Genomic DNA, 26,442 nt, shown 5'->3' with positions numbered 1-26,442 from the left:
CCCGGCGCCCGCCGGGCTTTCCCTTCAGTCCACCGGCGGAGGTCCAGCCCGTGAATGCGGTTTCCGAAGTTTCCATTGCCGGCAGCGCCGGCAGTTCCCTCAAGGCGCTCAATGACTGGGTGACCGAAGTCGCCGCGCTGACCCGGCCCGAGCGGATCCACTGGTGCGATGGCAGCGATGCCGAGAACGCCGCCCTGGTCGCCGCGATGGAAGCCGACGGCACCCTGGTCCGCCTCAACCACGACACCCATCCGGGCAGTTGGCTGCACCGCTCCGACCCGGACGACGTGGCCCGCGTCGAGCACCTGACCTTCGTGTGCACCCCGGAGCGTGACGAGGCCGGCCCGAACAACCACTGGATGGCCCCTGCCGACGCCCACGCGAAGATCGACGCGCTGTTCGACGGCTGCATGGAAGGGCGCACGATGTACGTGATCCCCTACTGCATGGGCCCGATCGACTCGCCACTGTCGCGTTGCGGGGTGGAGATCACCGACAGCCCCTACGTGGTCGCCAACATGCGGATCATGACCCGCATGGGCGCGCCGGCACTGGCACGGATCGAGCGCGAGGGCACTTTCGTCAAGGGCCTGCATTCCACCGGCGAGCTCGACCCGGACCGCCGCTTCATCATGCACTTCCCCGAGGAGCTGGCGATCAAGTCCTACGGCTCCGGCTACGGCGGCAACGCGCTGCTGGGCAAGAAGTGCCACGCCCTGCGCATCGCCAGCCACCAGGCCCGCAGCGAGGGCTGGCTGGCCGAGCACATGCTGATCCTGGGCGTCACCAACCCGCAGGGCGAGACCCACTACATCGCCGCCGCGTTCCCGTCGGCCTGCGGCAAGACCAACCTGGCGATGCTGATTCCGCCGGAGGGCTACCGCAGGGATGGCTGGACGATCAACACCATCGGCGATGACATCTGCTGGATGCGCCCGGGCAAGGACGGCCGCCTGTACGCGATCAACCCGGAGGCGGGCTTCTTCGGCGTCGCCCCGGGCACCTCGGCCAAGTCCAATCCGAGCGCGCTGGCCAGCATCCAGTCCAACACCATCTTCACCAATGTCGGCGTGACCGCCGACAACCAGCCCTGGTGGGAAGGCCTGGGCGAGGGCGAGCCGGTCACCGACTGGCGCGGCGATCCGTACGACGCCGACACGCGCCCGGCCGCGCATCCGAACGCCCGTTTCACCGTCAGCGCGAAGCAGTGCCCGAGCTGGTCGCCCGAGGCCGAGAACCCCGAGGGCGTGCCGATCAGCGCGATCGTCTTTGGCGGCCGCCGTCCGTCACTGGTTCCGCTGGTGTTCCAGGCCCGCGACTGGACCCATGGCGTCCTGGTGGGCGCCGCGATGGGCTCGGAGACCACCGCCGCCGCGACCGGCGCGGTGGGCGTGATGCGCCGCGATCCGATGGCGATGAAGCCGTTCTGCGGCTACAACTTCGCCGACTACTTCAGCCACTGGCTGTCGTTCGACGACGGCAACAACAAGCTGCCGCAGATCTTCCACGTCAACTGGTTCCGCAAGGGCGAGGGCGGCGACTTCCTGTGGCCCGGCTTCGGCGACAACCTGCGGGTGCTGGAGTGGATGATCGGCCGGGTGAAGGGCGAGGCCGCAGCGGTCGAGACCCCGATCGGTTGGCTGCCGGCCGCCGAGGACCTCAACCTCGACGGCGTGGAACTGACCGGCGAGGCGCGGCAGAAGCTGTTCGGCTTCGAGCGCGAGGGCTGGAAGAACGAGTTCGACAGCATCGGCGAGTACCTGGACAGCTACGGGCCGCGGATGCCGCAGGCGCTGAAGGATGAGCAAAAGCTAATTTTGGTGAAGTTGAGCGTCTCGTAAGATTGCTGTGGGTGCGTAGTTGTGGCATATCGGTGTAGCCCGAAAGGGCTGCGTGACATTACTCAAAGGAGATCGCATGACTCGTTTTGCGAAGCTGTGTGCCTTGGGGTTGATGCTGGGGTAAGTGCCTCCGCATTCGCTGCGAGTACGATGCTGGACGCGATTGGCATCGGAACTACGTACGGGGAGGCGCGAGCAGATGCTATTTCACAGGTTGAAACTCAGTGCGATGCAATGGGGGGAGCTATTTGGAATTTCGAAGTAGTTAACGCGTCCACCCCGGGCGGAAACTGGCACGTTCACGTTTTAGCGGAATGTCGCTTCTGGCGCTCCAGTAATTGAGCTGCGTCATTGAGGCGGAACAATGAAGAGGCCCTGCAATTGCAGGGCCTCTTCTATTGCATGTCGTATCGCTATTTGGATCACGCAGCTTACTGTCGCAAGAGTCCCTGTGCCAAGTGATGAGCCCAAAAAACCACGGCCCCTTTCGGGGCCGTGGCGGTGTTGCTCAGCAATGCCGATGGATCAGAAGCGCTGCTGGTACTTCATGTACACGAAGCGGCCGATGTCGTAGCCACCGTAGTACGCATAGTTCGAGTTCGGCTGGCTGTGCATGACCGGGCCGTACGAGTCGAACACGTTGTTGGCACCAACCGACACCTTCGCGTTCCACGGGGCATTCCAGCTGACCTGGAGATCATGGAAGGTGGTGCCACCCACACGGTGGTACGAGACAACCTCACCCTGGGTATCCGGAGCTTGGTACTCGGGGATGTTGCAGCGATCGGCGTAGCACGAGTCCTTGGTGCCCGAGTAGTAACGCGTGCCCCAGTTGGCGGCGAAGTCACCCATCGACCAATTCAAGTTCAGGTTCGAACGGATCCGGAAATAGCTGCCGAAGCCGTTGTACTGCGAAACCGGAATGTCCTCGTCATTGGTCGCCTTCATCTCGTACTTGCTGACGTAGGTGGTGGCCCACTGCAGGCCGAAGCGGCCGTAGTCAGTGTTGACGCGGTAGCCGACGTCGACGTCAAAACCTTCGGTATTGGTGAAGCCGGCGTTGCGGTAGCCGTAAGTCAGGTCGTCGACGATGCCGGTGACCGGGTCACGCGTGAAGCCAGCGCAGCGCGATTCGATCAGGGCGACGTAGCAGTCGAACAGCATCTGGTTCGGCGTATCGGAAACAACGGTGTCCTTGATTTCGATGTTCCACCAATCGACGCCGATGCTCAGGCCCTCGACGTAGCTGGGGCTATATACGATACCGAGATTCTTGGACTCGGATGTTTCCGGTTCCAGATACGGGTTCGAGCCGTTTGTAAATGGAACCGGCGTCTGGTCAGCACGCGAGTCGGTCGGCACGAAGCCCTGCTTCAGCTGGCGGTAGTCGGCAGCCACGTCCTGAAGGCAGCGAGCATTGCCGCGAGCGTCCCCATAAACGCTATCGCACGGATCATGGAAGTTGGTGGTAAAGGTCTGCGAGCCGCCGCCGTACAGATTGGAGATGGTGGGGGCGCGGAAGCCTTCGGCGTAGGTACCACGAACCATCAGGTCGTTGAACGGACGCCACTTGAACCCGAACTTGTTGTTGGTGGTATCACCAAAGGTGTTGTAGTCCGAGTAACGGCTGGCGACGTTGATCGTCAGCTCTTGGGCGAACGGCATGTCGGCCAACACCGGGATGTTGAGCTCGCCATAGAACTCGTCCAGCGCATAAGTGCCGTAGGTCGGCCCGGACGCCAGGTTGGTCGAGTCGCCCGACTGCGCGATGGCATCCGGGGTGAACCCGCCCTGCTCCTTGCGGTACTCGTAACCCACAGCGAAGCCGAGATCACCGGCCGGGAGGGTGAACAGCGAACCGGCCAGGTTGGCGAAGTAGCTGTTGGTCTCGGTGCCGCCGAGAGCGTGTTCGGTCTTGAACAGATAGTTCTGCACGCGCGGATCATCGAGGGAATGCTCGACGGCGCCTGTACCGAAGCCCGCGAACGGGTTCCAGGCGACGCAGTCGGCGATCGGCGCTTCCGGCGTACCGCAGACAATCTGGCCCTGGTCATTGACAAACGACGCACCCACCGCGTTCTGCACGTGGGGGATGTAGAAGTTGCCGTTGTTGACGACCTTCAGATCGGTCTCGTTGTACAGCGTGCCGACATCCCAGTCGAAATAACGGTCGCCGACGTCGAACGAGCCTTCCAGCGCGGCGGTGAAGCGCCAGGTGGTCAGGTCGCTCTGGGTGCTGCGGGGCACTTCCCAGCCGCGGCGGCGCCAGTCGATGGTCTCGCCAACCGGGTTGAACACGCTGTCGGCGTGCATCTCCGCATCGACCGCGACGGACTGCAGCGGATAGCCGGCAATCTGGCGGAAAGAGTCACGCTGGTTGTATGACATGTCGCTGGTGAAGCGGACATTGTCGGTGATCTCGAAGTCCGCGGTGGCGAACAGCGAACGGCGTTCCTGCGGGGTGCGCAGGTGCATCTGATCGCTCGAACGGCTGGTATCGTCGTTGGTCTGGGCGTGGAAGTCGGATTCGTCCAACGCATCGCTGCCGCGGTTCGGTGCATACCACGGATCAGCCGCAGCAGCGCCCTGGCGACGCCAGTTGCCCCACTGCCCGACGGTGGTCAGTCCGCTAGTCGGAACGCCCGGACGGGTATTCTCGGAGAACCAGCGGTCCTTGGCCCAGACCTCGTCCTCCTGATGGTACTCGGCAGCGATGGTGACCGAACCACGGTCACCCGAGAAGCCGGTGACGAAGTCATAGTTCTGGGTGGTGCCGTCGCCGTCGCTGTACTGGCCGTAGTACGCGTTGACCTCGGCCCCATCGAAGTTCTTGCGGGTGATGATGTTGATCACGCCGGCCATCGCGTCGGAGCCGTAGATGGACGAGGCGCCGTCCTTCAGGACCTCGATGCGCTCAACGACCGCCGACGGAATGGTGGATACGTCCTGGTAGCCGTTGGTGCTGATGCCGAGGCGCTTGCCATTGACCAGAACCAGAGTGCGCTGGGCCCCCAGGTTGCGGAGGTCGACATAGGAACCCCCGGCTTCCTGGTTGGCGGTCAGCGGCGAGGCGCGGCTGAAGGCCGGGCTACCAACCGCGGAAACGTTCTGCAGGATGTCGGCGACAGTGCTGAAGCCCTGGCCTTCGATGTCCTCGCGGGAAATCATCAGGACCGGCTGCGAGGTCTCGATGTCAACCTGGCGAATGCGCGAGCCGGTGACCTCGATGCGGTCGAGGGTGGTGGCTGCCTGCCCGGAGTCTTGGGCAAACGCGACGCCGGTACCGGCGACGCTGGTGGCGCCCGCGACGAGCGCGAAGGTGATCGCGTCGCGGAGCTTGTGGGTCTTGAACTGCATCTCTCTCTCCAAGTCAGTCTTGGTGTCCCATGGGACCTTCCCGGGTGCGACAAAGGGTTGCGCCAAACCGGCAAGGCGGGTCCGATGGTAGACGTGCTGGAGGAATAATTAAAGACCCATTAAGACAGTCTTAGATTCATGTTACGCGACCTCTGGAGCCCAGTAAAAACAACGAGATGCGGCGGTGGCGGCAGATTGGGCAAGGTTGGGGGCACGGCCGGGGTGTACCGATCCTGCCCGTGTCGCCGGATTTCGGGATGCTTCGGCCCTTCACGCCAGGGTGGTGCGGTCCAGTTCACCCAGTCCTTGGACGAGCGCGGTCAACGCTTTTTGCTCGGGAATGGTGAGGTGCGGGTTCCACACATCGAACAGCAGCACGACCCGGGTCTTATCGCTGTGGTTCCAGGCTTCGTGCTCGAAGGTGTCGTCAAAAGTGAAGCAGCAGCCGGGTACCCAGACGTGTAGGTGGTCCGCGACCCGCAGGCGGCAGTCGCGTGGCACAACCACTGGCAGATGCGTGACTGCCCGGGTGTTGGTGACCCCGTGGTGCGGCTTGATGTGCGAACCCGGGCCAAGGACGGAAAAAAGCGACTCTGGCGCGTGGCCGGGAATCCGGACGATGGGCACCCTGTCGAGCGCCTTCATGGTGCGGGGGCACCGGCTCGCATTCGCCTCATACCGACGGCCGTGGCGATGGAAAAAGAAGGCATCCCACTGCGGTGCGCCAGTGTTCTTGCTTCCCGCCAGGTAACTTGATTCCAGCCCCGGGGGCGGCTCGCCTAGGAAAGGTTCCAGTTGTGGGGCATCCGCCAGCACCCCGTGCAGTTCGGCAGTGATCGCGTCGATGGCGCCTTCCAGGTCGGCATACCATGGGAACAGGTCGGGGGCGAATACCGGTGTTTCGGGCAGGCCCGGGAAGTAGAGGAACTGCGGTCTCTGACGTGGATCGGACGGCGCAAACTTCAGGTCACCCAGGTAACCGGCGACGCATTGCCCCACGCGGGCCATGGCTTCGGGGCCGAACTGTCTTTGGAGGGGCTCCATCATCGAGGCAATCAGTGCGCGGCGGCCGCCACGCGCGACTTCCATGGCGTGCTCCACGGCACGTCGCAATCCTGGCGCGGTGGTGCGGGGCGAGGTCCACTGGCCGTGCTGCTGGGCCGTCACAATCGCTCTGAAGTACTCGTTGGCGGCGCGCTCGCGCTGGCCAAGGCGTTCATGCACCAGGCCGAGGTGCAAACGTGCGACAAAGAAGGTTGGATCGTCGGCGACAAGACCTGCGAACAGTTCCCGGGCGCCCTCGAGGTCGCCATCATGGAGCAGTACCACCCCGAGGTTCTTGCGGGTCGTCGGATCACCGGCGTTGGCCTCCAGTGATTGTCGCAACCGGGCACGTGCGGTGTCGGCGTGTCCCGTGGCAAGGTCGCTCATGGCCAGGTAGTTCAATGCTTCCGCATCGCCGGAGCTCTGCTCCAGCAGGCTGGAAAACAAGTCCCGGGCGCGCATGCCGTTGCCGCGTAGCGCCGCTTCGCGCGCATGTTCGCGCAGGGTGTCCAGTGATTCGTGATCTGCGGGAGTCATGGGCTGTCCTGTCAGTCTGCCTGCCGCGGGGCAAGGCGGGAGCCGTAAAAAGAACGGCCCCGTTTCCGGGGCCGCTCCTTGACGCTATCCGCTGCGCATCAGAAGCGCTGGCGGTACTCCATGTAGTAGAACTGCCCCGGGGTGTCGTACTGCGTGTCGAAGGAGTTCGCGAACGCCTGGAAAGACAGTGGCGGCGCCTTGTCGAACACGTTGTTGACACCGACGGCGACCGTGCCGTTCCACGGCAGGTCGTAACGGACCTGCACGTCGTGGTAGGTCGTCGACGGCAGGCGGTTCTGCGGATCGGCACCCGCCTCGATGCGGCGGTCCGGATCACTGCAGGCCGACAGTGCGAAGGTCGGGCAGGACTCCACCAGGCCAGAGTAGTAACGGGCGGTCCAGCTTGCCCCGAAGTCCGCGTAGTTCCAGTTCACGCCCAGGTTGGAGCGCAGGCGCCAAGTCGGGGCGTCCTGGCTGTACTCGCCGACCACGTTGTCCCACTCGCCCTCGGGGGTGGAGCGCGACTCGTAGCGGGAGATGTACGAGTTGTCCCAGACCATCGTGAAGCTGCCGTAGTTCGTCTCCGGCATGCGGTAGCGCGCCGTGACGTCGAAGCCTTCGACTTCCGTCTGGGCCAGGTTGAGCAGGCCGCGGTTGAAGTTGTTGATGGTGCCGAAGTTGTCGCGGGTCAGCCCGCCCAAACCATTGGCGATGTCGCAGAAGCCCTGGTCACCCTCGACAAAGCACTGGTCGAGGATGTAGGTCGCCGAAGGTCGGCTGATCGCGTTCTCGATGCTGATCTCCCACCAGTCGACCGAGACGTCGAAGCCCTGCAGGTAACCCGGGCTGTAGACGAAGCCCAAGGTCTTGTTGGTAGCGGTTTCCGGCCCCAAGTCGACGTTGGATACCCAGTCGAACGGGTACGGGGTCTGGCCGTTGTAGCCGTCGCCGGAGTTGGTGCGCTGGACGAAGCCGGCCGGCACGCCAGCGGCGGCACAACGCTGCTGGACCTCCGGGCGAGAGAAGTACGGGCTGTCAGCCGAGCAGGGATCACCGTAGCTGTCATACGACGCCGCGGCACCACCAAACAGGTTGCCGATGGTCGGCGCACGGAAGCCCTCGGCCCAGTTGCCGCGCACCAGCAGGTCCTGGAACGGCTTCCACTTGAAGCCGAACTTGCTGTTGGTGGTGTCGCCGAAGTTGCTGTAGTCCGAATAACGGGTTGCGATGCTGAACTCCAGCAGTTGCGCTCCCGGCATGTCGGACAGGACCGGCAGCAGCAGCTCGAGGTAGAAGTCGTCGAGGTTGTAGGCGCCGGAGGTCGGTTGGCGCGCGTTGCCCGACGACAGCCCCGCGGAGACGAACGCGTCCGGGTTGTCGTAGCCGGCTTCCTTGCGGTGCTCGTAACCGGCCGCGAAGCCGGCCATGCCGCCCGGCAGCTGGAACAGGTCACCGCTGATGTTGGCAGTGTAGCTCTTGCTGGTGTTCTGGTACTTGTCCTTGGCGGTGAACAGGATGTAGTCCAGCTGGTCCTGCGTGATTTCGCCGGGGCTGCTCAGCGGGTTGAACGGTACGCAGCCTTCAAGAACAGCGTCGGGAGTGCCGCAGTAAACCACGCCATCGTCACCCATGAAGGATGCGCCGGTGGCGTTCCGCAGCGCCTGCATGTTGACGTCGCCGATCTGGGTGTCGATCTGGTCGTTGCGGTTGAACGCATAGCCGACATCCCAGTCGAAGAAGCGGTCGGCGAAGTCGAACGAGCCCTGGAAGCCGCCATAGAAGTGCCAGGTCTTGACGTCCTGCTCGTAGAAGCGCTCCTGCTCGACCAGGCGGCGGCTCCAGTTCAGTTCACGAGCATTGGCGGTTCCGCGGGTGGGGTTGTAGTAGCTGTCGGCCGACAGGCCCCGCTCGCCCGACAGGTAGTTGCCTTCGCCCAGCGGGAAGCCGGCCAGCTGCTGCGCCGACAGGCGCTCGTTGTACAGCGCGTCGCTGACGAACGTGAGATTGTCGGTGATGTCGTAACGGCCCTGGACATACAGCGAGGTGCGTTCCTGGGGAGTCCGCAGGTAGTTGTCCTTGGCGTAGTTGTAGGCGTCGGCGGTACCGAAGGGGTGGTAGTTGGTCAGGTCACGGCCGTCAGCACCCTCGTTTATCACCCAATTCTCGACATCCTCGGCCGCATTGATGTCGCCGGTCGGATTGCCGTCCTCGTCGATGAGTTCCCAGATCTGGCCGTAGTTGGAGAACGAGCTGTACTGCGAGGAGCCGAAGCCATAGACGGGGTCACGCGAGATTGCGCGATCGCCCGCCGAAACCGCCTTCTCGTCGGTGTGCGAGATGCCCATGACGATGTTGCCGCGGTCGCTGCTGGCGCCCAAGGTGAAGTCGGCAGTGGTGCGCTCGCCGTCGCCTTGGCTGTACTGGCCGTAATAGACGTGGCCCTCGGCGCCCTCGAAATCCTGGCGGGTGATGAGGTTGACCACGCCGGCAATGGCGTCGGAGCCGTAGATGGAGGAGGCGCCGTCCTTGAGGATCTCGACCCGCTCGATCATCGCCGATGGGATGGTGTTCAGGTCGACGCTGCCGCCCAGGCTGGAGACCCAGCGGCGGCCGTTGACCAGCACCAGCGTGCGGGATGAGCCGAGGCCGCGCAGGTCGACGCCAGCCGAGCCGTCACCGCCGTTGTTGACCTGGGTGTTGATCGGTGCGCCGTTGGTGGAAATGGTTTGCAGCAGGTCGGCGACCGAGGTGCGGCCGGACTGCTCGATGGACTCGCGGTCCAGCACCAGGATCGGCTGCGACGTCTCCGCGTCCACCTGGCGGATGCGCGAACCGGTGACCTCCACTCGATCAAGCGTGGTGGCGGTCTGCCCGGAGTCCTGGGCGACAGCGATGCCGGTACCGGCGACGCTGGTGGCGCCCGCTACAAGCGCGAAGGTGATCGCGTCGCGGAGCTTGTGGGTCTTGGGGTGCATCTCTCCCTCCAAAAGTCTTGTTCTGAGATCCCATGGGAACCCTCCCCGGCAGCAACAGGCCAAAACCGGCAAGGTGGGTCGATGGTAGCGGGCAAACAGGCCAAATTAAAGCTGCGTTAAGGCTTGCTTCGCGCAAACCTAACAACTTAAAAAATCAATGCGTTACGCGAGCGCATCCGCCGCTGCCGTGAGGGCAGCGTGAAAGAGGGGTGATGCCGGGGTGGCCGCGGAGCGGCGGGACGGTCGCGAGAACCCGTCAGAGATCCTGCTCGTACCGTACGTAGGGCACGGTGCCCTCGTCCTCGGTTTCCGCGCCGCGGGCGAACGGGTTGCCGCTGCGGGTGAGCTTCTCGGCGCCTACGCTCAGCCGTCCGCTCCAGGGGGTGCGCCAGGTGAAGCCCAGGCCGAGGCCTTCCCAGCTGCCGGCCTGGTCGGGGTTGTCGACCACGCGGCCGACGATGTTGGCGCCGAAGTCACCATAGCCGGCACCGACGGTGAGGCTGACGCTGTCCCAGCGCCCGGCCAGCGCCGGCACTTCAACGGCGGGGACCAGCCGTGCGCGGGCCCAGGTGCCGCCGATCGAGACGGTGGCCTCGCGGCCGATGTGCTGTTCGCCGTAAACGGTGAGGGTGTTCTCGTCCACGCGGTTGGCGGCACGGCCCGGGCTCAGCCAGGCGGGGAGCGAGGCGCGTGCCTTGCCCACGGCCACGCCGAACTCGGTGCGGCCGCGGCTGAGGCTGGCGCCGGCCTGGGCCGCGCCGTGGTCACGCGCGCCGACGCTCGCCAGCATGCAGTTCTCGGCGAGGTTGCCGATCGCCATGCCCAGCGCGCCGGTGCCGTTGCATACCAGGCCCAGTTCGTCGCCGGCCTTTACGCCGAACGCCGCTTCCAGGGTGTTGCCGCCCAGCTGCCAGCGGCTGCCGGCCAGCGACGCATCACCGGTCGGCTCCAGCAGGAGGACCGCCTCGACCCGGCCGTTGTCGTCCCAGATCGGCAGCGCGGCGGTGCCTGCGTCCTTCGCCTGCGCATGGGCACTGCCTGCCGCGCCTACGGCGAGCAGCAGTGCCAGCGTCAATCGGGACAGAGGCGTGCGCATGATGTCTGGTACGACCGGTGCCGGCCGCCGAAGTTCCCCCTCGGAGTTGCCACCGAGCTTATGGGGTTTATGGTTCTTTAACAATAAAGGCGGTGTGAAGGGGTCCACGGAACCGTCATTGGGTACGGCCGGGCGCCTCCAGTCCCTTCGCCTCGGCTTCCAGCAGCTGGCGCAGCCGTGCTTCGGTCACCTGGTACTGCTGGCCGCAGAACTCGCAGGTGATCTCCGCCGATCCCGGGGTGTCGCTGGAGCCGGCGGCGGCGAGTGCCTCGTCCTCTCCCAGCGAGACCAGCATCGCCTCGACCCGCTCGGCCGAGCACGAGCAGCCAAAGCGCAGTGCGCGTCCGCCCAGCAGTTGCACGCCGTCCTCGTGGAACAGGCGGTTGAGCAGGGTGTCGACCGGAACGTCCAGCAACTCGGTGGAGGTGAGGGTGTCGAACAGCGCGCTGCTGCGGGTCCAGCCGTCGTCGTCGCCTTCGTCCCCGGGCAGCTTCTGCAGCATCAGGCCGGCGACGGCGGACTCGCCGGCGGCAAGCAGCAGGCGGGTGGGCAACTGCTCGGACTGGCGGAAATAGTCCTCGAATGCGCCGGCCAGTGAATCCGCTTCCAGACCGACCAGGCCCTGGTAGCGGACCGGGTCGCGACGCCCGGGCGCCGGTGGGTTCTCGATGGTGATCGCCAGCAGGCTGTCGTCGCCGAGTGCCGAGAGCTGGCGCGGCACCGGCTCGCCCCCGGGCGCCAGCCGGACGAGCCCACGGACGGTGCCTGCCGCGGTGCACTCGGCGAACAGGGTGCGCAGCGGGCCCTGGCTGCGCAGCTGGACCGACAGCCGGCCGTCGACCTTGGTGTGGCCGGTGAACAGCGCGGCCGCCGCGATCGCCTCGCCCAGCATTTCCATCGCCGCCGGCGCGGCGGCCAGCTCGCCGCGCATGCGTTGCAGCACCTGGTCCCAGGCTTCATCGAGCCGGACGTGGACGCCACGCACGCCGGCGCGGTCGATCAGGAAGCGGGTGAGGCGGTCGGTCGCATCGCTCATCGGGTTGCTCAGTGGATCGGGAGTGTCGACACACCATAATGGCGCCGGGCCAGGGCGGTGTCTGCAGGGGGACGGCAATGGGAGCGAAGCGCAGGAAGGAGACCGGGACCGTCCGGCGCCCGGGTCTGTTCCGGCGCCTGCTGCGCAGGCTGGTGCTGCTGGGGGTGTTCCTGGTGCTGGCGAGCGTGGTGCAGGTGCTTGCGCTGCGTTTCATTGATCCGCCGTTCTCGGCCTTCATGCTGGCGCGCCAGCTGGAGGCGGCATCGGCCGGCCAATGGGGCGGCGCGGTCGACTACCAGTGGCGCGATGCGCGGCAGATATCGCCGTACCTGCTGGTGGCGGTGATCGCCTCGGAAGACCAGCGCTTCGCCGAGCACCGCGGCTTCGATCTGGACGCGATCCGCAAGGCGGCCGAGCGCAATGCCAGCGGAGGAAAGCTGCGCGGCGCCAGCACCATCAGCCAGCAGACCGCCAAGAACCTGTTCCTGTGGAGTGGCCGCAGCTGGGTGCGCAAGGGGCTGGAAGCCTGGTACACCCTGCTGGTCGAGACGCTGTGGCCGAAGCAGCGGATCCTCGAGGTGTACGTGAATATCGCCGAATTCGGCGACGGCGTGTATGGCGCGCAGGCGGCGGCGCACCGCTACTTCGGCGAGGACGCCGCGAGTCTCACCCCCGCCGAGGCCGCGCGCCTGGCCGCGGTGCTTCCCAGCCCGCGGCGCTACAGCGTCGCCAACCCCGGTCCCTACGTGCAGCGCCGCACCGGGCAGATCCAGCGGCAGATGCGGCAGATCGGTGGCACCGGGTATCTGGAGCGGTTGTGAACCCGGTAAGCGAAGCGCACCCGGGTTGCCGCTCCACGTACCATCCAGCCATGAACGCGTTCCCCGAGCATGAACGGCTGACGGTCGTCGTCGCCGCCTTCAACGAGGCCGACAGCCTGCCGCTGCTACAGCCGCGCATCCTTGCCGCGCTGGAGGATGCCGGTGCCCGCTTCGGGCTCGAGGGCCGGGTGCTCTATATCGACGACGGCAGCCGGGACGGCACCTGGGAGGCCATGTGCAGGCTTGCCGCCGCCGATCCGCGCATCGGCCTGTTGCGGCTGTCGCGCAATTTCGGCAAGGAGGCGGCGCTGACCGCCGGGCTGGACCGGATCGAACACGGCGCGGCGTTGATCCTGGACGCGGACGGACAGGATCCGCCGGAGTTGATTTCCCGTTTCATCGAGCGCTGGCGCGAGGGCTACGACGACGTCCATGGCACGCGCCTGGCGCGCGAGGGCGAAGGCTGGGTCAAGCGCGGCACCGCGCACCTGTTCTATCGGGTGATCGGCCGGCTGTCGAAGACCCCGATCCCGGCGGACACCGGCGATTTCCGGCTGCTGTCGCCGCGCGCGCTCGAGGCTTTGCGGCAGCTGCGCGAGCGGCACCGTTTCATGAAGGGGCTGTTCGGCTGGATTGGCTTCAACCGCATCGCGGTGGAGTACCAGCGCGAGCCGCGCTCGGCCGGGCGCAGCAAGTTCAACCTGTGGCGGCTGTGGAACTTCGCGCTGGAGGGCATCACCGGTTTTTCCACCGCCCCGCTGCGGCTGGCGACCTACCTGGGGCTGCTGACCGCGCTGGTGGCGTTCGGCTACGGCGCCTGGGTCATCGCCAAGGCGCTGGTGTTCGGCGACGCGGTCCAGGGCTGGCCGACGATGATGGCGGTGATCCTGTTCCTGGGTGGCGTGCAGCTGATCGCGCTGGGGATGATCGGCGAGTACCTGGGGCGCCTGTACATGGAGTCCAAGCAGCGCCCGCTGTACCTCGTTGACACCTGGCTGCCGCCCCCCGGGGTAGGCTCGGTCCGGGTCCAAGGCGTAGGAGGTGAGAGCCATGCGCAACGTGAGGCACCTGCTGGAGGTCAAGGGCAGTGAGGTGTACTCCATCGGGCCGGATGCCCCGGTGGTCGATGCCATCCGGTCGATGGCGCAGCAGGGGATCGGTGCCCTGGTCGTGCTGCAGGGCGACCGGTTGGCCGGCGTGGTGTCGGAACGCGACTACGCACGCAAGGTGGTGCTGCAGGGGCGTTCCTCGTCCAGCACCCGGGTCGACGAGATCATGACCGCGGACGTGGTGCAGGTGGGCCCGGAGGACACCGTCGACCGCTGCATGCAGCTGGTCACCGACCGCCGCCTGCGCCACCTGCCGGTGGTCGAAGGCGACCGGGTGGTCGGCGTGGTGTCGATCGGCGACCTGGTCAAGGCGGTGATCGAGGCCCAGCAGGAAGAACTGGACCAGCTGCAGCGCTATATCGCGGGGTGATCCGGGCGGGTTCCCGGCGGTGAGATTCGGCGCAATACGCCTTGGGCTATTGCGCCCTACTGGGCGTATTTGCCGCCGCAGGAGGAATCCTCGCCGGGACCGAGCTCCAGCGTCGCCAGCAGGGCCGCCGGCGGCGCGATGCTCCCGAGCGTCAGCGCCACCGCCGCGCGCAGCGCGATCGGGCCGGGGTCGACGCCGAAACCGGGCTCCAGGAAGGTGCCCCGCACCAGCAGCGGGGTGCGGAAGGCAAGCAGGCTGCGGTCCTTGGGCCGCGGCCTGATGGTCAGGTCCAGGCGCTCCTCGCCCAAGTCGATGCTGCCTTCGCCGACCAGGATGGTGTCGGTGGTATCGAAGGCCAGCGAGCGCGCCTGCATCACCCCGTCGGCCACCTCGAAGTCGGCGAACGCGCAGCGGATCGGGATCATCCGGTCGCCACCCAGCTTGAACTTGATGATCTCGGCCAGGTCGATGCCGGACAGTTCCATGACCAGGTTGCTGATCGAGCCGCGGCCGGTACCCAGTGCCACCTCGCCATCGGCGCTGCCCAGCATGCGCGCGATCGAGTTGCCGTTCCCGCCCACGGTGGCGTGGCCACTGACGCGGCCCACGGCGTTCTGCAGCATCTCCACGTCCGGCAGCAGGTGCGCGAGATCCAGGCCGGCGGCGTTGATGTCGGCGTCGGTGCGGATCGCGTCCTGGCGGGCATCCATCCGGATGGTCGAACGGATCGTGCCGCCGGCGACGCCGAAGTCCAGCGGATCCAGCCGCAACAGCCCGGCCTCGAGCACCAGGTGGGCGTCCATGTCGTCCAGCGGCAGCATGGGCGAATTGATCCGGCTCGCCTTCAGGCGTACGTCCGCATCCATCGAGCGCAGCTTGCCCAGCTCATAGGGGTGGTCCGGCAGCAACCGCCCCTGGGCCCGGCGCTCCCGGGCGTGGGCGGCCAGTTCCGGGTTGGTGGTTTCCCCGTCGCTGTCGTCGGGCGGGGCACCGATGAAGCCGGCCAGGTCGTCGAAATCGAGCCGCGATGAATGCAGGTCGGCCTGGAGGAACGGGCGCTCGCCCCCGGTGGTGAAGGCCGCGTCGCCACCCAGGTCGCTTTCGCCGACGACGCCGGTGAAATCGTCGTAGTGCCAGATGCTGCGCGGACCGTCGAGCTCGCGGGTCAGCCGGCCATCGAGCCGATAGGGCGGAGTGGGCGGCAGTGCGACGCCGACCAGCGGGAACAGGTCTTCCAGGTCCTGGCCGGCGAGCTCGAACTGCAGGTCGAAGTCACGCAGCCGCAGCGGGTCCAGCAAGGTTCCGCGGGCGTGCGCGCGGGTGGCGCCGGCGCGGGCCCGCACGTCGATCCGGTAGGGGGCCTCGGTTTCCATCAACTCCAGGGGGGACTCGCCGTTGCCCTCCAGGGTGAACTCGTTGCCCTCCCAGGTACCGCCGCCGGAGATGAAGATGTCCGGGTTTTCGACCGCCGCGCGCCCGGCGGCATCGCCGTCGCCTCTGTCTTCACCGGCCGTGGCCGCGGCGCGGTCGGGTGCCGTGTCGATCGCGGACAGGTCGGCGACGGTCCGGCTGCCCTCGGGCGTGCTGGCGATGCCGACCAGGATGTCGGTGTCGTTCGCGGCGTCCAGGTAGCGCAGCGCGCCGGCCTCGACCACCGCGCGCCCCGGGCGGAGCTCCCAGCGGCTCTCGCCCTTGTCCTCGAGGTCGAAGGTCCAGTTGCCGGTGCCTTCCGCGCCGCGCTCCAGCAGGATCCGCGGGCTGTCCAGGTGGAGTTCGGGCAGTTCCACCCTGCCGCGCAGCAGGGGCAGCAGCGCGAGCTTGAATTCCAGCCGCTCGGCGCGCGCCATGTCGGCCTGCTCCGACCAGTCCGCGTTGCCCAGCCGCAGCCGGTCGGCGCGGATCGTCGGCACCAGGCCCAGGTCGACATCGAGGTCGCCGCCGATCTCGAACTCGCGACCGGTCGCGGCTTCCACGCGGCGCTCCACCGGCCCCTTGAACCAGTTCCAGTCCCACAACAGCACCAGCACGACGATCGCCAGGACCAGCACGGCCAGCGCGGTCAGCCATGGGTGGCGTGCCGGGGTTTTCCACCACTCACGCGTGGCGTCAGGGTTGCGCGCTGGCGGGGAGCCGGCCACGGGCGGATCAGTCCCGCTCGCAGGCGAACGGACCACCCTCGTCCTGCCCCAGCGTTGCGCCGCTTTCGCCCAGGCTGAACTCCAGTGCCTCGCCGGCATACAGCGGCGGACTGCGCTCGGCGACAGGCAAGTCGATCACCCTGCCATCCAGTGCGGTCACCCGGGCGCGCTCCCCGGTCACCTCGACCGTCCAGCCGCCGTCGCAGCGGTAGCGGGTGAGGCCATCGTTGGCCTGGTCGCCCAGGTCGCTCGCGCCGCGCGGGTCCGCGGGATGCCGCTCGCCCTGGTCCGGGGCGACCTGGGTGGCGGCGAATTCCGGTTCGGTTTCGTTGTTGTCCGCTCCGCAGGCGGCAAGGCCGAGGGCCGCGGTCAACGCGAAGAGGGGCAGGAGGCGTACGGTGCGGCAGGCCATGGGCGGATCCGTGGGTGGATTCGCACCCACCTTCCGCACGCCGCGGTAAAGCAGCGGTGAACGCGTTGCGCCGCGTTCACCGGCATGTTCAGGACGGATCGACCGATTGCGCGTGCTCGCGGGTGGCGCGGAACTCCACGTCCGGGGCCCGTTCCTGGGCCAGTTGCAGGTTGACCCGGGTCGGCGCCAGGTAGACCAGGCCGCCGGCGGCGTCCAGCGCCAGGTTGGTGGCGTTGCGGTCGCGGAACTCCTCGAGCTTCTTCTCGTTGTCGCAGTGGATCCAGCGCGCGGTGGCGACCGAGACCGACTCGAAGATCGCGTCCACCCCGTACTCGGCCTTCAACCGGTAGGCGACCACGTCGAACTGCAGCACGCCGACCGCGCCCAGGATCAGGTCGTTGCCCAGCAGCGGCTTGAAGAACTGGGTCGCGCCTTCCTCCGACAGCTGGGCCAGGCCCTTCTGCAGCTGCTTGAGCTTGAGCGGGTCGCGCAGGCGGGCGCGGCGGAACAGTTCGGGCGCGAAGTTCGGGATTCCGGTGAAGGCCAGCCGCTCGCCCTCGGTGAAGGTGTCGCCGATGGAGATGGTGCCGTGGTTGTGGATGCCGATGACGTCGCCGGGCCAGGCTTCCTCGGCGACCTCGCGGTCGGAGGCCATGAAGGTCAGTGCGTTGGCCAGCTTCATGTCCTTGCCGGTGCGCACGTGGAAGGCCTTCATGCCGGCCTGGAAGCGGCCCGAGCACACCCGCATGAAGGCGACCCGGTCGCGGTGCTGCGGGTCCATGTTGGCCTGGATCTTGAACACGAAGCCGGCGAGCCGGTCCTCCCCGGGGGCGACGTCGCGGCCGGTCGTGGCGCGCGGCCGCGGCGACGGGGCATGGCCGACGAAGAAGTCCAGCAGCAGCTGCACGCCGAAGTTGTTGACCGCCGAGCCGAAGAACACCGGGGTCAGCTCGCCCGCGAGGTAGGCGTCCAGGTCGAACGGATGGCTGGCGCCCTGCACCAGTTCCAGCTCCTCGCGCAGCTCGGCCAGGACCGGTGCGCCCAGCCGCTGCTCCAGGCGCGGGTCGTCGATGGAGGCGAAGATGGTCGAGTCCTGGCGGGTGAAATTGCGCCCCGGCTCGTACAGGTGGACCTCGCCGCTGACCAGGTGCACCACGCCCTTCAGGCGCTTGCCCATGCCGATCGGCCAGGTCACCGGCGCGCAGCGGATGCCCAGCACCGATTCGACCTCGTCCAGCAGTTCGATCGGCTCCTTGCCCTCGCGGTCGAGCTTGTTGATGAAGGTCATGATCGGCGTGTCGCGCAGCCGGCAGACCTCCATCAGCTTGATGGTGCGCTCCTCCACGCCCTTGGCCACGTCGATCACCATCAGCGCCGAGTCGACCGCGGTCAGCACCCGGTAGGTGTCCTCGCCGAAGTCCGCGTGGCCCGGCGTGTCGAGCAGGTTGACGATGCGCCCGTCATAGGGGAACTGCATCACCGAGCTGGTCACCGAGATGCCGCGCTCCTGCTCCAGCTTCATCCAGTCCGAGGTGGCGTGGCGGGCCGCCTTGCGGCCCTTCACCGAGCCGGCCATCTGGATCGCGCCACCGAACAGCAACAGCTTCTCGGTCAGCGTGGTCTTGCCCGCATCGGGGTGGGAGATGATGGCGAAGGTGCGGCGGCGCTGCGCCTGGACGGAAACTTCGGACATGGAGGCAGGCGCCGGTGGCGCCGGGTGTCGAGGCAAGGGAAGCCGGCGATTATACGGCCGCACCGGCGGCTGCACCGGTTTGTGACGGGCTTCGCGGCCACGCGCTCAAGTCCACGCCACGGTGGCCGTCAACAGCCGTGGCGGGACAGCCCGCATGCCCTTACTCCCTGGAGGAACACCGGTGCTCATCCTGATCTGCGGCGAAGAGTCCGCCCGTGTCGACGAGCTGCGCGAGACCCTGTCGGATTTCGGCCTGGACTGGAAGGTGGAGGCGATCGAGAGCGCCGCGCAATACGCCGAGGCCGCCGGACGCGAGCACGTGGAGGCGCTGGTGTCGACGCTGCCGCGCGACGAGGCCCGGGGCCAGGCATTGGCGGAACTGCGCGCGGCGCACCCGGGGGCGGTGCGGATCATGCTGCTCGAGCCCGGGCAGGGCGACGACGCGCTGCACCTGCTCGACCGCGCCCATCGCGTGCTGCGCCGCCCGATGGACCCCATCGGGCTGGTCGACGCGCTCGAGAGCGTGATGGAACTGCGCGAGGTGCTCGACAACCCGGAACTGAAGCAGGCCATCGGCCGCATCGAGACCCTGCCGGCGCCGCCGCGGCTGTACCTGGAACTGGTGCGGCTGATGCGCGACCCGGAGGTCTCGATGGCGGCGGTGTCCGAACTGCTGGCGCGTGATCCGGCGATCGCCGCGCGGGTGCTGCGCCTGTGCAACTCGGCCTATTTCTCCGCCGGCCGCGAGGTCACCGACATCCGCGCCGCGAGCACCCGCCTGGGCCTGCAGACCCTGCGCCAGGTGGTGCTGGCCAGCGAGGCGCTGGCGCACGACGAGATGGACGAGGCCGAGCGGGAGGCGATGCAGGCACGGGCGTTGCAGGTCTCGCAGCTGGCGTCCCGGTTCCTCGGCGGCTCCAGCGCGGAGCTGGCCGCCACCGCGGGCCTGCTGGCGGAGGTCGGCCGCCTGCTGCCGGCCGCCAACCAGGAGGACGCGGACGAGGAGGGCGGGGAAGCCGCGGAGCCGGATCCGGCCGCGGACCAGCAACACGCCTCCGCGGGCGCCTACCTGCTGGGCCTGTGGGGCCTTCCGGACCCGATCGTGGAGGCGGTGGCGTTCCAGTACGGCCCACGCCGCACCCGCACCGGCGGCTTCTGGGTGACCGGCGCGGTGCACGTGGCCAGCGCGCTGGTCAACGGCACCGAGGTCGACACCGAGTACCTGCGTTCGGTCGGCCAGCTCGACAAGTTGCCGCGCTGGCAGGAGCTGGCGGAAAACAGCGCCGGGACCGGCCGCGCCGCCTGACCTCGGGCCGACCCGAGGTAGGGGCGGACCCAGTTGGCAATCCGCCATGGCCGGCCTTTACTGGCGCCATCCATAAAACAGGGTGGACGTCATGCAGGCCGGCCAGATCACGATCGACAACCTCACCGTCAATCCAGAAGCCCTCGACGGCCCGATCAAGGCGCGGGCCAAGGGCAACGAGTTCTTCTACGAGAACACGAACTACGACATCCGCCTGACCGACACCGGCACGGTGGACATCACCAGCAAGACGACCGGCGAGAACTACCGCATCTGGGGCGACCCGCACGTGGCGATCGACGGCAAGCACGCCTTCGACTTCTACGGCGACACCACCTTCCTGCTCGAGGACGGCACCAAGGTCACCATCCAGACCAAGCCACAGCACGACGACGCCCGGGTCACCTACGCCTCGACCGTGACCATCACCGACGGCACCACCGGCCAGACCACCCAGGTCACCGGCGTGGACCCGTTCACCCGGGGCGACCTCGCCGTCAGCCACCACATCAGCGACGCCGCCGCGGTGGAGGCGCGCGCCGACGACGGCAACGTGATCCGCGAGAACCCGTTCGGCGCCGGCTTCCTCGGGGTCGACGGCAACGGCAAGCTGGGCGTGGTGGTCGACCAGGAATACATCAACCTCACCGATCACCGGCTCAATGGCACCGAGGTCGCCGGGCAGCAGTTCCAGGCGCTGTTCACCGCCCTGCAGTCGTTCGCCAACCTGCTGTCGATGTTCCAGGGGCTGATGTCGGTGAGTTTCTCCGGCAGCGTCGATTCAGGCGCTGACGAGCCGGCGGTCAACTTCAACCTGCCGACCAGCTTCGAGTTCACGCTCAAGGGCCCGAACGCGTTCTGAGCCCGTCCTCCGGGGCGGGCCCGCCGGGCGCGGGCAGGCCGTCCATGCGGAAGGGGAGTGACTCCAGTCGCATGCCGCGATTGGCCTGCACGGCGAAATGCAGGTGCGGGCCGGTCGAGTAGCCGCTGTTGCCGGAAAGTCCGATGGGATCTCCCGTGCGTACCTGCTGCCCCGGCGCGACCAGCACGCCGCCGGCCTGCAGGTGCGCATACAGCGCCATGGTCCCGTCGCGGTGCAGGATGCGGACGAAGTTGGCCGCTCGGGCGTGCCGGCTGCGGTCGCCTCCGCTCGTGCTTCGCCGGCCTTCCACCTGCATCACCACGCCATCGCGCGCGGCCAGCACCGGGGTACCCGGCGGCACCGCGAAGTCCAGCGCGTAGCGGTTCTCGTCGTCGTCGTGGCTGAAGGCGCCGCCGAAGCCCTGGTCCACCCGCGCCGCGGCGGCCAGCGGCAACGCGTACTCCACGTCCCCAGGCCGGGTGCTGGGATGGCCCGGGATGCTGTCCATGCGCAGCCGGAACCGGGCCGGCCCCGCGCCATCGCCCGCCCGCAGCACGGCGACCACGCGGCTGCCGCCCGCCGGCACGATCGCCCGCGCCGGCAGCAGCGGCCGGGATGTGACATTGCTGCCCTCGTGGTAGTCCACCAAGACCTCGGCCGGGCCGGCCAGGCGGTTGTCGGCCCACACGAACCAGTGGCCGCCACGGTCCTCGACCCGTAGCGTCGCGACCGCACCGTCAGCGGGCGACGTCGCCGCACCCGCAGCCTGTGCCCGCGCGGCAGGGGGATGCAACGCGCCCCCGACCAGCACCGCAAGCGCGCATAGCGCCATTGCGCAGCCCCGGTGGCGGGGCGCGCGGCGGCCGGTGGCGGCGGGGACGGACGGCATGGCGCGAGTCTACGATGCCGGCGCGTTGCCCTGGCCGACTGCACGTGGCGCATCCTGCCCGGACTCGCCCGGGTCAGGGATCCTCACCGAGGGCCAGCACCATCGGTGAGCCCAGCAGTTCCAGGTCGCCGGCCGCCAGCAGGGCACCGGGACCGGCCTGGAGTTCGGTGACCAGCGTGCCGGTGCGGGTGGAGGCGGTGGGCCGGAACATCGCCCAGCCATCACGGCCGTGGCGCTTGACGTGGTAGAGCGCCCGGTCGGCCAGTTCCACCATCGCTTCCCAGCCCAGCGGTTCGCCATCGGTGCGACGGAACAGCGGGTACTCCGACAGGCCGATGGAGGCGGTCAGGCCCAGGTGGCGATCCCCGCCGATGCCGAAGGTGGTGCTCGACACCAGGTGCCGCAGGCGATCGCCCAGCGCCGGCACCTGGCCGGACGGCATCGGGCGGAACACCAGCAGGAACTCCTCGCCGCCCCAGCGCACCACGTAGTCGCCGCTGCGGACGATCGACTCCATGCGCCGGGCCACGTCCTCCAGTACCCGGTCACCGGTGGCATGGCCGTGCAGGTCGTTGATCTGCTTGAAATGGTCGACGTCCAGCATCGCGAACACCACGACCTCGTCCCGCGCCGCGCCCGCGGCGAGCTGCCGGTCGTAGTAGTCCAGGTCGGCCGGAAGCTGGCGGGCCAGGTAGCGCCGGTTGCGCAGGCCGGTCAGCGGATCGGTCAGGCTGGCCTGCTCGAGCTGGCGGTTCGACTCCGCGAGCGCCGCCGTCCGTTCGCCGACCAGCGCCTCCAGCTCGCGCTGGCGCTTGCGGTAGCGGTAGCGCTGGTACCGGTACCCGGCGTGGACCAGCAGCAGTGCGAGCACGGCGAGCAGCGCGCGGAAACCGGCGGTCTCGTGGAAGTGCGGGCGGATGCCGAACTCCAGCCGGGCCGGCGCCGGCGCCCAGACATCGGCGTTGTTGCTGCCGAGCATCTCGAACACGTAGTCGCCCGGCGGCAGGTTGGTGTAGCGCACCTGGCGGTCGGCCGGCCCCGCGGTCCGCCACTGCCGGTCGTAGCCTGCGAGCCGGTAGCGCGCCCGGTTGCTGCGGGGGTCCTGATAGCTGAGGACATCGAAGGCCAGGGTGATGTCGCGCTCGTCCGCGTCCAGGGCCACCGGTGCGTCGCGTTCCAGGGCCCGCCACTGCTCGCCGACCTGCACGCCGGCCACGTGGACACCGGGTGGCACCGGGTTGCGGACGATGGCCGCGGTATCGAGCGCGAGCACGCCATCGCGGGTCGGCAGCCACAACGCGCCATCGGCGATGAAGCCGTCCGCCAGGCCCGAGCCGTTGCAGCACAGCCCCTGCTGGCCGCCATTGGGCATTCCCCGTTCGTTGAGCAGCACTTGGCCGCGTACCCGTTCGATGTGCCCCCCGGCGAAGGCATCCAGGTCCTCAAGTGGCACGCGGTATACCCCGTGCATGCCCGAAACCCAGAGAAAGCCCGCGTGTTCGAGCGCCTGGAACGCGGTGCCCGGCGGCAGCCCGGTCGACTCGTCCAGGCGATGCCAGCGGTTCTGGTGGCGGAGCAGGAGCGTGGCATCCAGGTTCGTCAGCAGCAGGCGTCCGTCGGCGAGCTCGGCAAGGGTCTGCAGGTGTATGTCGTCCGGCAGGTCGCTTGCCTCGGGAGCGGGGACGAAGCGCCGGCCGTCGAACTCCAGCAGGGTGTCGATGGTCAGCGCCAGCCGGCGGCCATCACGGGTGATCCGGAATTCCGCCACCGGGCCGGGAAGGCCATCGGCTGCGCCGAACTCCTGCAAGCTCGTCCCGTTCCAGCGCAGCAGGGGACCCAGGGTGGTGATCCACAGGTTTCCGTCACGATCGCGGGCGAGCCCCGACACGGGCGACCGGATGCCGCGCGCCCACGCCGGCACTTCCGCAGGCGCGCCACTGCCGGGGCGGTACACCGCCAGGCCGTTGCGCAGGCCGATCCACAGCTGCCCCGGTTCGGCGTACAGCGTGCGCAGCGCGTTCGAGCTGGCCACCGGGCCCGCGGCCGGGCGGGTAAAGCGGCCGTCGGTGCCCAGATGGGCCAGCCCGTGATTGGTCCCCACCCAGGTGCCGTCGCCATCGGGGTCGGGCACCAGGGTCCAGACCGTGGCGTCGGGGAGCCCTTCCTGGGTGCTGTAGCGGCGGGTCCAGCCGTTCCACGCCCGGCTCACGCCGTTGGACAGGCTGCCCAGCCACAGGTTGCCTTCGCGGTCCTCGAAGGCATTGAACAGGTTGAACAACCCGTTGCCCCGGGTCGCCGGAACGGTTTCGATGCTGCGGTCCGGGCGGATCCGCAGCAGGCCCAGATCGCCACCGCTCCAGATGTTGCCGTCGCTGTCGCGGTACAGGAACTGCAGCGGCAGGGCCTCCTCGCCGGCGGCGCCGGGAACTCCCCGCCACCCGTCCGGGCCGTGGATGTACAGGCCGCGGTTGGTCGCGGCCCATACCTCGCCGCCCACTTCCAGCAGCCCCTGCACCACCGGCGCCTCGCCGCCGGGCCAGACGGTGGAGGTCCAGTCGCGGCCGTCCCACAGGTGCACGCCGGTGGCGCCGCCGGCCCAGAGGATCCCGTCCCGTAGCAGCACTGCGCTCGCCGGTGCGCTGCCGGGGAGGGGCCGCAGGCCTTCGGCGTCCACGCGCGCCGCCCCCGAGCTGGTCGCCGCCCAGACGGATCCGTCGGCGGTCAGGTACAGGCCATTGACCGTCGGTGCCTGGCCGCCGCCGAGCCATGGCACCGGGTGGAAAGCGCCGCCGCGCAGGAGCGCCATGCCGCCGCGGGTGCCGATCCACATGTCGCCCGAGGCGTCGACCGCCAGCGCGGTGGCGACCGGATGGGGAATCGCCGCATCGGTGTCCGGCGAATGGGTGGTGAAGCCGATCCCGTCGAACCGCGCCACCCCGGCCTGGGTGGCCACCCAGATGTAGCCGTCGGGGGTCTGGGCGATGTCGACCGCGCTGATCTGCGGCATGCCCTGCTGGACCGACCAGGTGTCGCGCACGTAGTGGTGGAAGGCCTTGCCCGGGTCCAGCGCGAGAGCGGCCCGTGGCAACAGGCAGGCCGTCAACACGACGGCCAGCAGCAGGCGCAATGGCATGGATCCTCCTTGCCACCGCCGCCCTCGGTCGGGCCGCTGGTTTCGCGGGGCGTTGTCGGTAACGGCCGCCGCGGGAGGATCTTTAGCGCTCCCGCGGGCTCAGCACTCGATGACGTTCACCGCCAGCCCGCCGCGGCTGGTTTCCTTGTACTTGTCCTTCATGTCGTTGCCGGTCTCGCGCATGGTCTTGATGACCTTGTCGAGGGTGACCTTGTGGGTCCCGTCGCCGCGCATGGCCATGCGGCTGGCGTTGATCGCCTTGACCGCGCCCATCGCGTTGCGCTCGATGCAGGGGATCTGCACCAGGCCGCCGATCGGGTCGCAGGTCAGGCCGAGGTTGTGTTCCATGCCGATCTCGGCGGCGTTCTCGACCTGGCCGGGGGTACCCCCGATGGCCGCGGTCAGGCCGGCCGCGGCCATCGAGCAGGCCACGCCCACCTCGCCCTGGCAGCCGACCTCGGCGCCGGAGATCGAGGCGTTCTCCTTGTACAGGATGCCCACCGCGGCGGCGGTCAGCAGGAAGGTGTGGATGCCGGCACGGTCGGCGCCGGGGACGAAGCGCTCGTAGTACTGCAGCACCGCCGGGATCACCCCGGCCGCGCCGTTGGTCGGGGCGGTGACCACGCGGCCGCCGGCGGCGTTCTCCTCGTTCACCGCCAGGGCGAACAGGTTCACCCAGTCGAGCATGGTCAGCGGATCGGCCGCCATTGCCTCGGGCAGCGCCGACAGGTGCGCCAGCAGCCCGGGGGCGCGGCGGGTCACCTTCAGTCCGCCGGGCAGGGGGCCGCCGGAGCGCAGGCCGCGCTCGATGCAGGACTTCATCGCGTCCCAGATCCGGTCCAGGCCGGCCTCGATCTCCCCGCGGCTGCGCCAGACCTGCTCGTTGGCCAGCATCAGCCCGGCCACACCCAGGCCGGTCTCGCGCGCGGTGGCGATCAGCTGGTCGCCGCTGGAGAACGGATAGGGCACCGCGGTGGTGTCGGCGACGATCCGGTCCTCGGCCGCCTCGTCCTGGTTGACCACGAAGCCGCCGCCGACCGAGTAGTAGTCGCGGGTCGCCAGCACGTTGCCGTCCACGTCGTAGGCGGTGTAGCGCATGCCGTTGGTGTGGAACGGCAGCTTCTGGCGCTTGTTCATGATGAGGTCGCGCTTCTCCTCGAAGGCGATCCCGTGGCGGCCGAGCAGGCGGATGCGGCGCTCGCCGCGGATCCGCTCGAGGATCCCGGGGATCAGGTCCGGGTCGACCCGGTCCGGCCAGTGGCCCTCCAGCCCGAGCATCACCGCCTTGTCGGTGCCGTGGCCGCGCCCGGTCAGCGCCAGCGAGCCGAACACCTCCGCGCGCACCCGGGTCACGCGGTCCAGGTGCCCCGCGTCGTCCAGCCAGTGCTCGACGAAGCGGGCCGCAGCGCGCATGGGGCCAACGGTATGGGAGGAGCTCGGCCCGATGCCGATCTTGAACAGGTCGAAACAGCTGACGGCCATGGCGAAAAAAAACCTGGGGGCGGGGGACCCCGGGGGCGCCGTACTATATCCGACCCCACCGTATGCCGGCCCGGCATGGAGCGGCATTCCACATGGCCCTGATCCTGTACCAGCGTGACGACTGCCACCTGTGCGACCTGGCGATCGAGGTCCTGGCGGCCGCGCGTGCCGGCGACTTCCGCAACGTCTTCATTGACGGCGACGCCGCGCTGGAGGAGCGTTACGGCCTGAGGGTCCCGGTGCTGCGGCACGTGGAGACGGGACGCGAGTTGGGCTGGCCTTTCGACGTGGCCGCGGTGGGTGCCTTCGTGGCCCACCCGGGATCCGGCTAGTCGCGACCG

At 68.3% G+C, this 26,442-nt stretch carries 18 protein-coding genes; 7 read left to right on the top strand and 11 right to left on the bottom strand.

Going from position 1 to position 26,442, the window contains the following annotated elements:
• The first annotated feature begins 50 nt into the window (after nt 1–50).
• Nucleotides 51–1,841, top strand: coding sequence for a phosphoenolpyruvate carboxykinase (GTP) (locus LY625_RS04625; protein WP_233737878.1), 1,791 nt, complete (start codon nt 51–53; stop codon nt 1,839–1,841).
• 525 nt (nt 1,842–2,366) lie between these two features.
• On the opposite strand, the gene LY625_RS04620 is transcribed toward LY625_RS04625, so the two are convergent.
• The 5 genes from LY625_RS04620 to LY625_RS04600 form a co-directional block, all read right to left on the bottom strand.
• On the bottom strand, nt 2,367–5,198 hold the full coding sequence (locus tag LY625_RS04620; RefSeq protein WP_233737877.1) for a TonB-dependent receptor: 2,832 nt from the start codon (nt 5,196–5,198) through the stop codon (nt 2,367–2,369).
• A gap of 270 nt (nt 5,199–5,468) precedes the next feature.
• Nucleotides 5,469–6,779 carry an aspartyl/asparaginyl beta-hydroxylase domain-containing protein gene (locus tag LY625_RS04615; RefSeq protein WP_233737876.1) on the bottom strand — a complete coding sequence of 437 codons (1,311 nt, stop codon included), beginning with the start codon at nt 6,777–6,779 and terminating at the stop codon, nt 5,469–5,471.
• 98 nt (nt 6,780–6,877) lie between these two features.
• The gene (locus LY625_RS04610) at nt 6,878–9,754 is read right to left on the bottom strand and encodes a TonB-dependent receptor (protein ID WP_233737874.1); all 2,877 of its coding nucleotides are present in this window, start codon (nt 9,752–9,754) and stop codon (nt 6,878–6,880) included.
• A 256-nt stretch (nt 9,755–10,010) separates the two neighbouring features.
• Entirely contained in the window at nt 10,011–10,850 is an 840-nt protein-coding gene (locus LY625_RS04605; protein ID WP_233737872.1) for a hypothetical protein, read from the bottom strand.
• A gap of 115 nt (nt 10,851–10,965) precedes the next feature.
• Nucleotides 10,966–11,886: an Hsp33 family molecular chaperone HslO gene (locus LY625_RS04600; protein ID WP_343223457.1), complete on the bottom strand. Its 921-nt coding sequence runs from the start codon at nt 11,884–11,886 to the stop codon at nt 10,966–10,968.
• 77 nt (nt 11,887–11,963) lie between these two features.
• Between LY625_RS04600 and mtgA the strand changes: the two genes are divergently transcribed.
• Genes mtgA through LY625_RS04585 form a run of 3 tightly spaced genes read left to right on the top strand, consistent with a single transcriptional unit; the run spans nt 11,964 to nt 14,186 of the window.
• Complete coding sequence (gene mtgA / locus LY625_RS04595) at nt 11,964–12,707, top strand: monofunctional biosynthetic peptidoglycan transglycosylase (protein ID WP_233737871.1); 744 nt, start codon at nt 11,964–11,966, stop codon at nt 12,705–12,707.
• Nucleotides 12,708–12,757: 50 nt separating this feature from the next.
• Nucleotides 12,758–13,798 (top strand): glycosyltransferase family 2 protein, encoded by a 1,041-nt coding sequence (locus LY625_RS04590; RefSeq protein WP_233737869.1) that lies wholly within the window; start codon nt 12,758–12,760, stop codon nt 13,796–13,798.
• On the top strand, nt 13,758–14,186 hold the full coding sequence (locus LY625_RS04585; protein WP_233737867.1) for a CBS domain-containing protein: 429 nt from the start codon (nt 13,758–13,760) through the stop codon (nt 14,184–14,186). Before LY625_RS04590 ends, LY625_RS04585 begins: the two co-directional genes overlap by 41 nt.
• Nucleotides 14,187–14,242: 56 nt before the next feature.
• On the opposite strand, the gene LY625_RS04580 is transcribed toward LY625_RS04585, so the two are convergent.
• The 3 genes from LY625_RS04580 to LY625_RS04570 all read right to left on the bottom strand — a co-directional run bounded on the left by LY625_RS04580 (nt 14,243) and on the right by LY625_RS04570 (nt 18,429).
• A complete protein-coding gene (locus tag LY625_RS04580; RefSeq protein WP_233737866.1) occupies nt 14,243–16,324 on the bottom strand; it encodes an AsmA family protein in 2,082 nt (693 codons plus the stop codon).
• Nucleotides 16,325–16,331: 7 nt separating this feature from the next.
• Nucleotides 16,332–16,736, bottom strand: a complete 405-nt coding sequence (locus tag LY625_RS04575; RefSeq protein ID WP_233737864.1) for a hypothetical protein — start codon at nt 16,734–16,736, stop codon at nt 16,332–16,334.
• An 88-nt stretch (nt 16,737–16,824) separates the two neighbouring features.
• Nucleotides 16,825–18,429, bottom strand: a complete 1,605-nt coding sequence (locus LY625_RS04570) for a peptide chain release factor 3 (RefSeq protein ID WP_233737863.1) — start codon at nt 18,427–18,429, stop codon at nt 16,825–16,827.
• Between the two features lie 181 nt (nt 18,430–18,610).
• Between LY625_RS04570 and LY625_RS04565 the strand changes: the two genes are divergently transcribed.
• Complete coding sequence (locus tag LY625_RS04565) at nt 18,611–19,735, top strand: HDOD domain-containing protein (protein WP_233737861.1); 1,125 nt, start codon at nt 18,611–18,613, stop codon at nt 19,733–19,735.
• A 91-nt stretch (nt 19,736–19,826) separates the two neighbouring features.
• A complete protein-coding gene (locus LY625_RS04560) occupies nt 19,827–20,597 on the top strand; it encodes a DUF1521 domain-containing protein (RefSeq protein ID WP_233737859.1) in 771 nt (256 codons plus the stop codon).
• Here LY625_RS04560 and LY625_RS04555 read toward each other — a convergent pair.
• From LY625_RS04555 to LY625_RS04545, 3 genes are all read right to left on the bottom strand, one after another.
• Nucleotides 20,575–21,486 (bottom strand): M23 family metallopeptidase, encoded by a 912-nt coding sequence (locus LY625_RS04555; protein ID WP_233737857.1) that lies wholly within the window; start codon nt 21,484–21,486, stop codon nt 20,575–20,577. The two genes, LY625_RS04560 and LY625_RS04555, sit on opposite strands and share 23 nt — an antisense overlap.
• Nucleotides 21,487–21,559: 73 nt before the next feature.
• A complete protein-coding gene (locus LY625_RS04550) occupies nt 21,560–24,619 on the bottom strand; it encodes a ligand-binding sensor domain-containing diguanylate cyclase (RefSeq protein WP_233737856.1) in 3,060 nt (1,019 codons plus the stop codon).
• A gap of 99 nt (nt 24,620–24,718) precedes the next feature.
• Nucleotides 24,719–26,101, bottom strand: a complete 1,383-nt coding sequence (locus LY625_RS04545; RefSeq protein WP_233737854.1) for an L-serine ammonia-lyase — start codon at nt 26,099–26,101, stop codon at nt 24,719–24,721.
• Between the two features lie 92 nt (nt 26,102–26,193).
• On the opposite strand from LY625_RS04545, the gene LY625_RS04540 reads away from it, so the two are divergent.
• The gene (locus LY625_RS04540; RefSeq protein WP_233737853.1) at nt 26,194–26,433 is read left to right on the top strand and encodes a glutaredoxin family protein; all 240 of its coding nucleotides are present in this window, start codon (nt 26,194–26,196) and stop codon (nt 26,431–26,433) included.
• The last annotated feature ends 9 nt before the right edge of the window (nt 26,434–26,442 follow it).

It is taken from the genome of Lysobacter sp. GX 14042 (genome assembly GCF_021390425.1).
Lineage (GTDB): Bacteria > Pseudomonadota > Gammaproteobacteria > Xanthomonadales > Xanthomonadaceae > Novilysobacter.
The sequence above is the reverse complement of the archived record's forward strand: the minus strand, read 5'-3'. Positions and strand labels throughout refer to the sequence as shown.

Bases quoted from the DNA above. Each gene is read 5' to 3' on its own strand.
- LY625_RS04620 (WP_233737877.1), bottom strand. From the start codon at position 5,198: ATGCAGTTCAAGACCCACAAGCTCCGCGACGCGATCACCTTCGCGCTC.
- LY625_RS04615 (WP_233737876.1), bottom strand. From the start codon at position 6,779: ATGACTCCCGCAGATCACGAATCACTGGACACCCTGCGCGAACATGCG.
- LY625_RS04610 (WP_233737874.1), bottom strand. From the start codon at position 9,754: ATGCACCCCAAGACCCACAAGCTCCGCGACGCGATCACCTTCGCGCTT.
- LY625_RS04605 (WP_233737872.1), bottom strand. From the start codon at position 10,850: ATGCGCACGCCTCTGTCCCGATTGACGCTGGCACTGCTGCTCGCCGTA.
- LY625_RS04600 (WP_343223457.1), bottom strand. From the start codon at position 11,886: ATGAGCGATGCGACCGACCGCCTCACCCGCTTCCTGATCGACCGCGCC.
- mtgA (WP_233737871.1), top strand. From the start codon at position 11,964: ATGGGAGCGAAGCGCAGGAAGGAGACCGGGACCGTCCGGCGCCCGGGT.
- LY625_RS04590 (WP_233737869.1), top strand. From the start codon at position 12,758: ATGAACGCGTTCCCCGAGCATGAACGGCTGACGGTCGTCGTCGCCGCC.
- LY625_RS04585 (WP_233737867.1), top strand. From the start codon at position 13,758: ATGCGCAACGTGAGGCACCTGCTGGAGGTCAAGGGCAGTGAGGTGTAC.
- LY625_RS04575 (WP_233737864.1), bottom strand. From the start codon at position 16,736: ATGGCCTGCCGCACCGTACGCCTCCTGCCCCTCTTCGCGTTGACCGCG.
- LY625_RS04570 (WP_233737863.1), bottom strand. From the start codon at position 18,429: ATGTCCGAAGTTTCCGTCCAGGCGCAGCGCCGCCGCACCTTCGCCATC.
- LY625_RS04560 (WP_233737859.1), top strand. From the start codon at position 19,827: ATGCAGGCCGGCCAGATCACGATCGACAACCTCACCGTCAATCCAGAA.
- LY625_RS04555 (WP_233737857.1), bottom strand. From the start codon at position 21,486: ATGCCGTCCGTCCCCGCCGCCACCGGCCGCCGCGCGCCCCGCCACCGG.
- LY625_RS04550 (WP_233737856.1), bottom strand. From the start codon at position 24,619: ATGCCATTGCGCCTGCTGCTGGCCGTCGTGTTGACGGCCTGCCTGTTG.
- LY625_RS04545 (WP_233737854.1), bottom strand. From the start codon at position 26,101: ATGGCCGTCAGCTGTTTCGACCTGTTCAAGATCGGCATCGGGCCGAGC.
- LY625_RS04540 (WP_233737853.1), top strand. From the start codon at position 26,194: ATGGCCCTGATCCTGTACCAGCGTGACGACTGCCACCTGTGCGACCTG.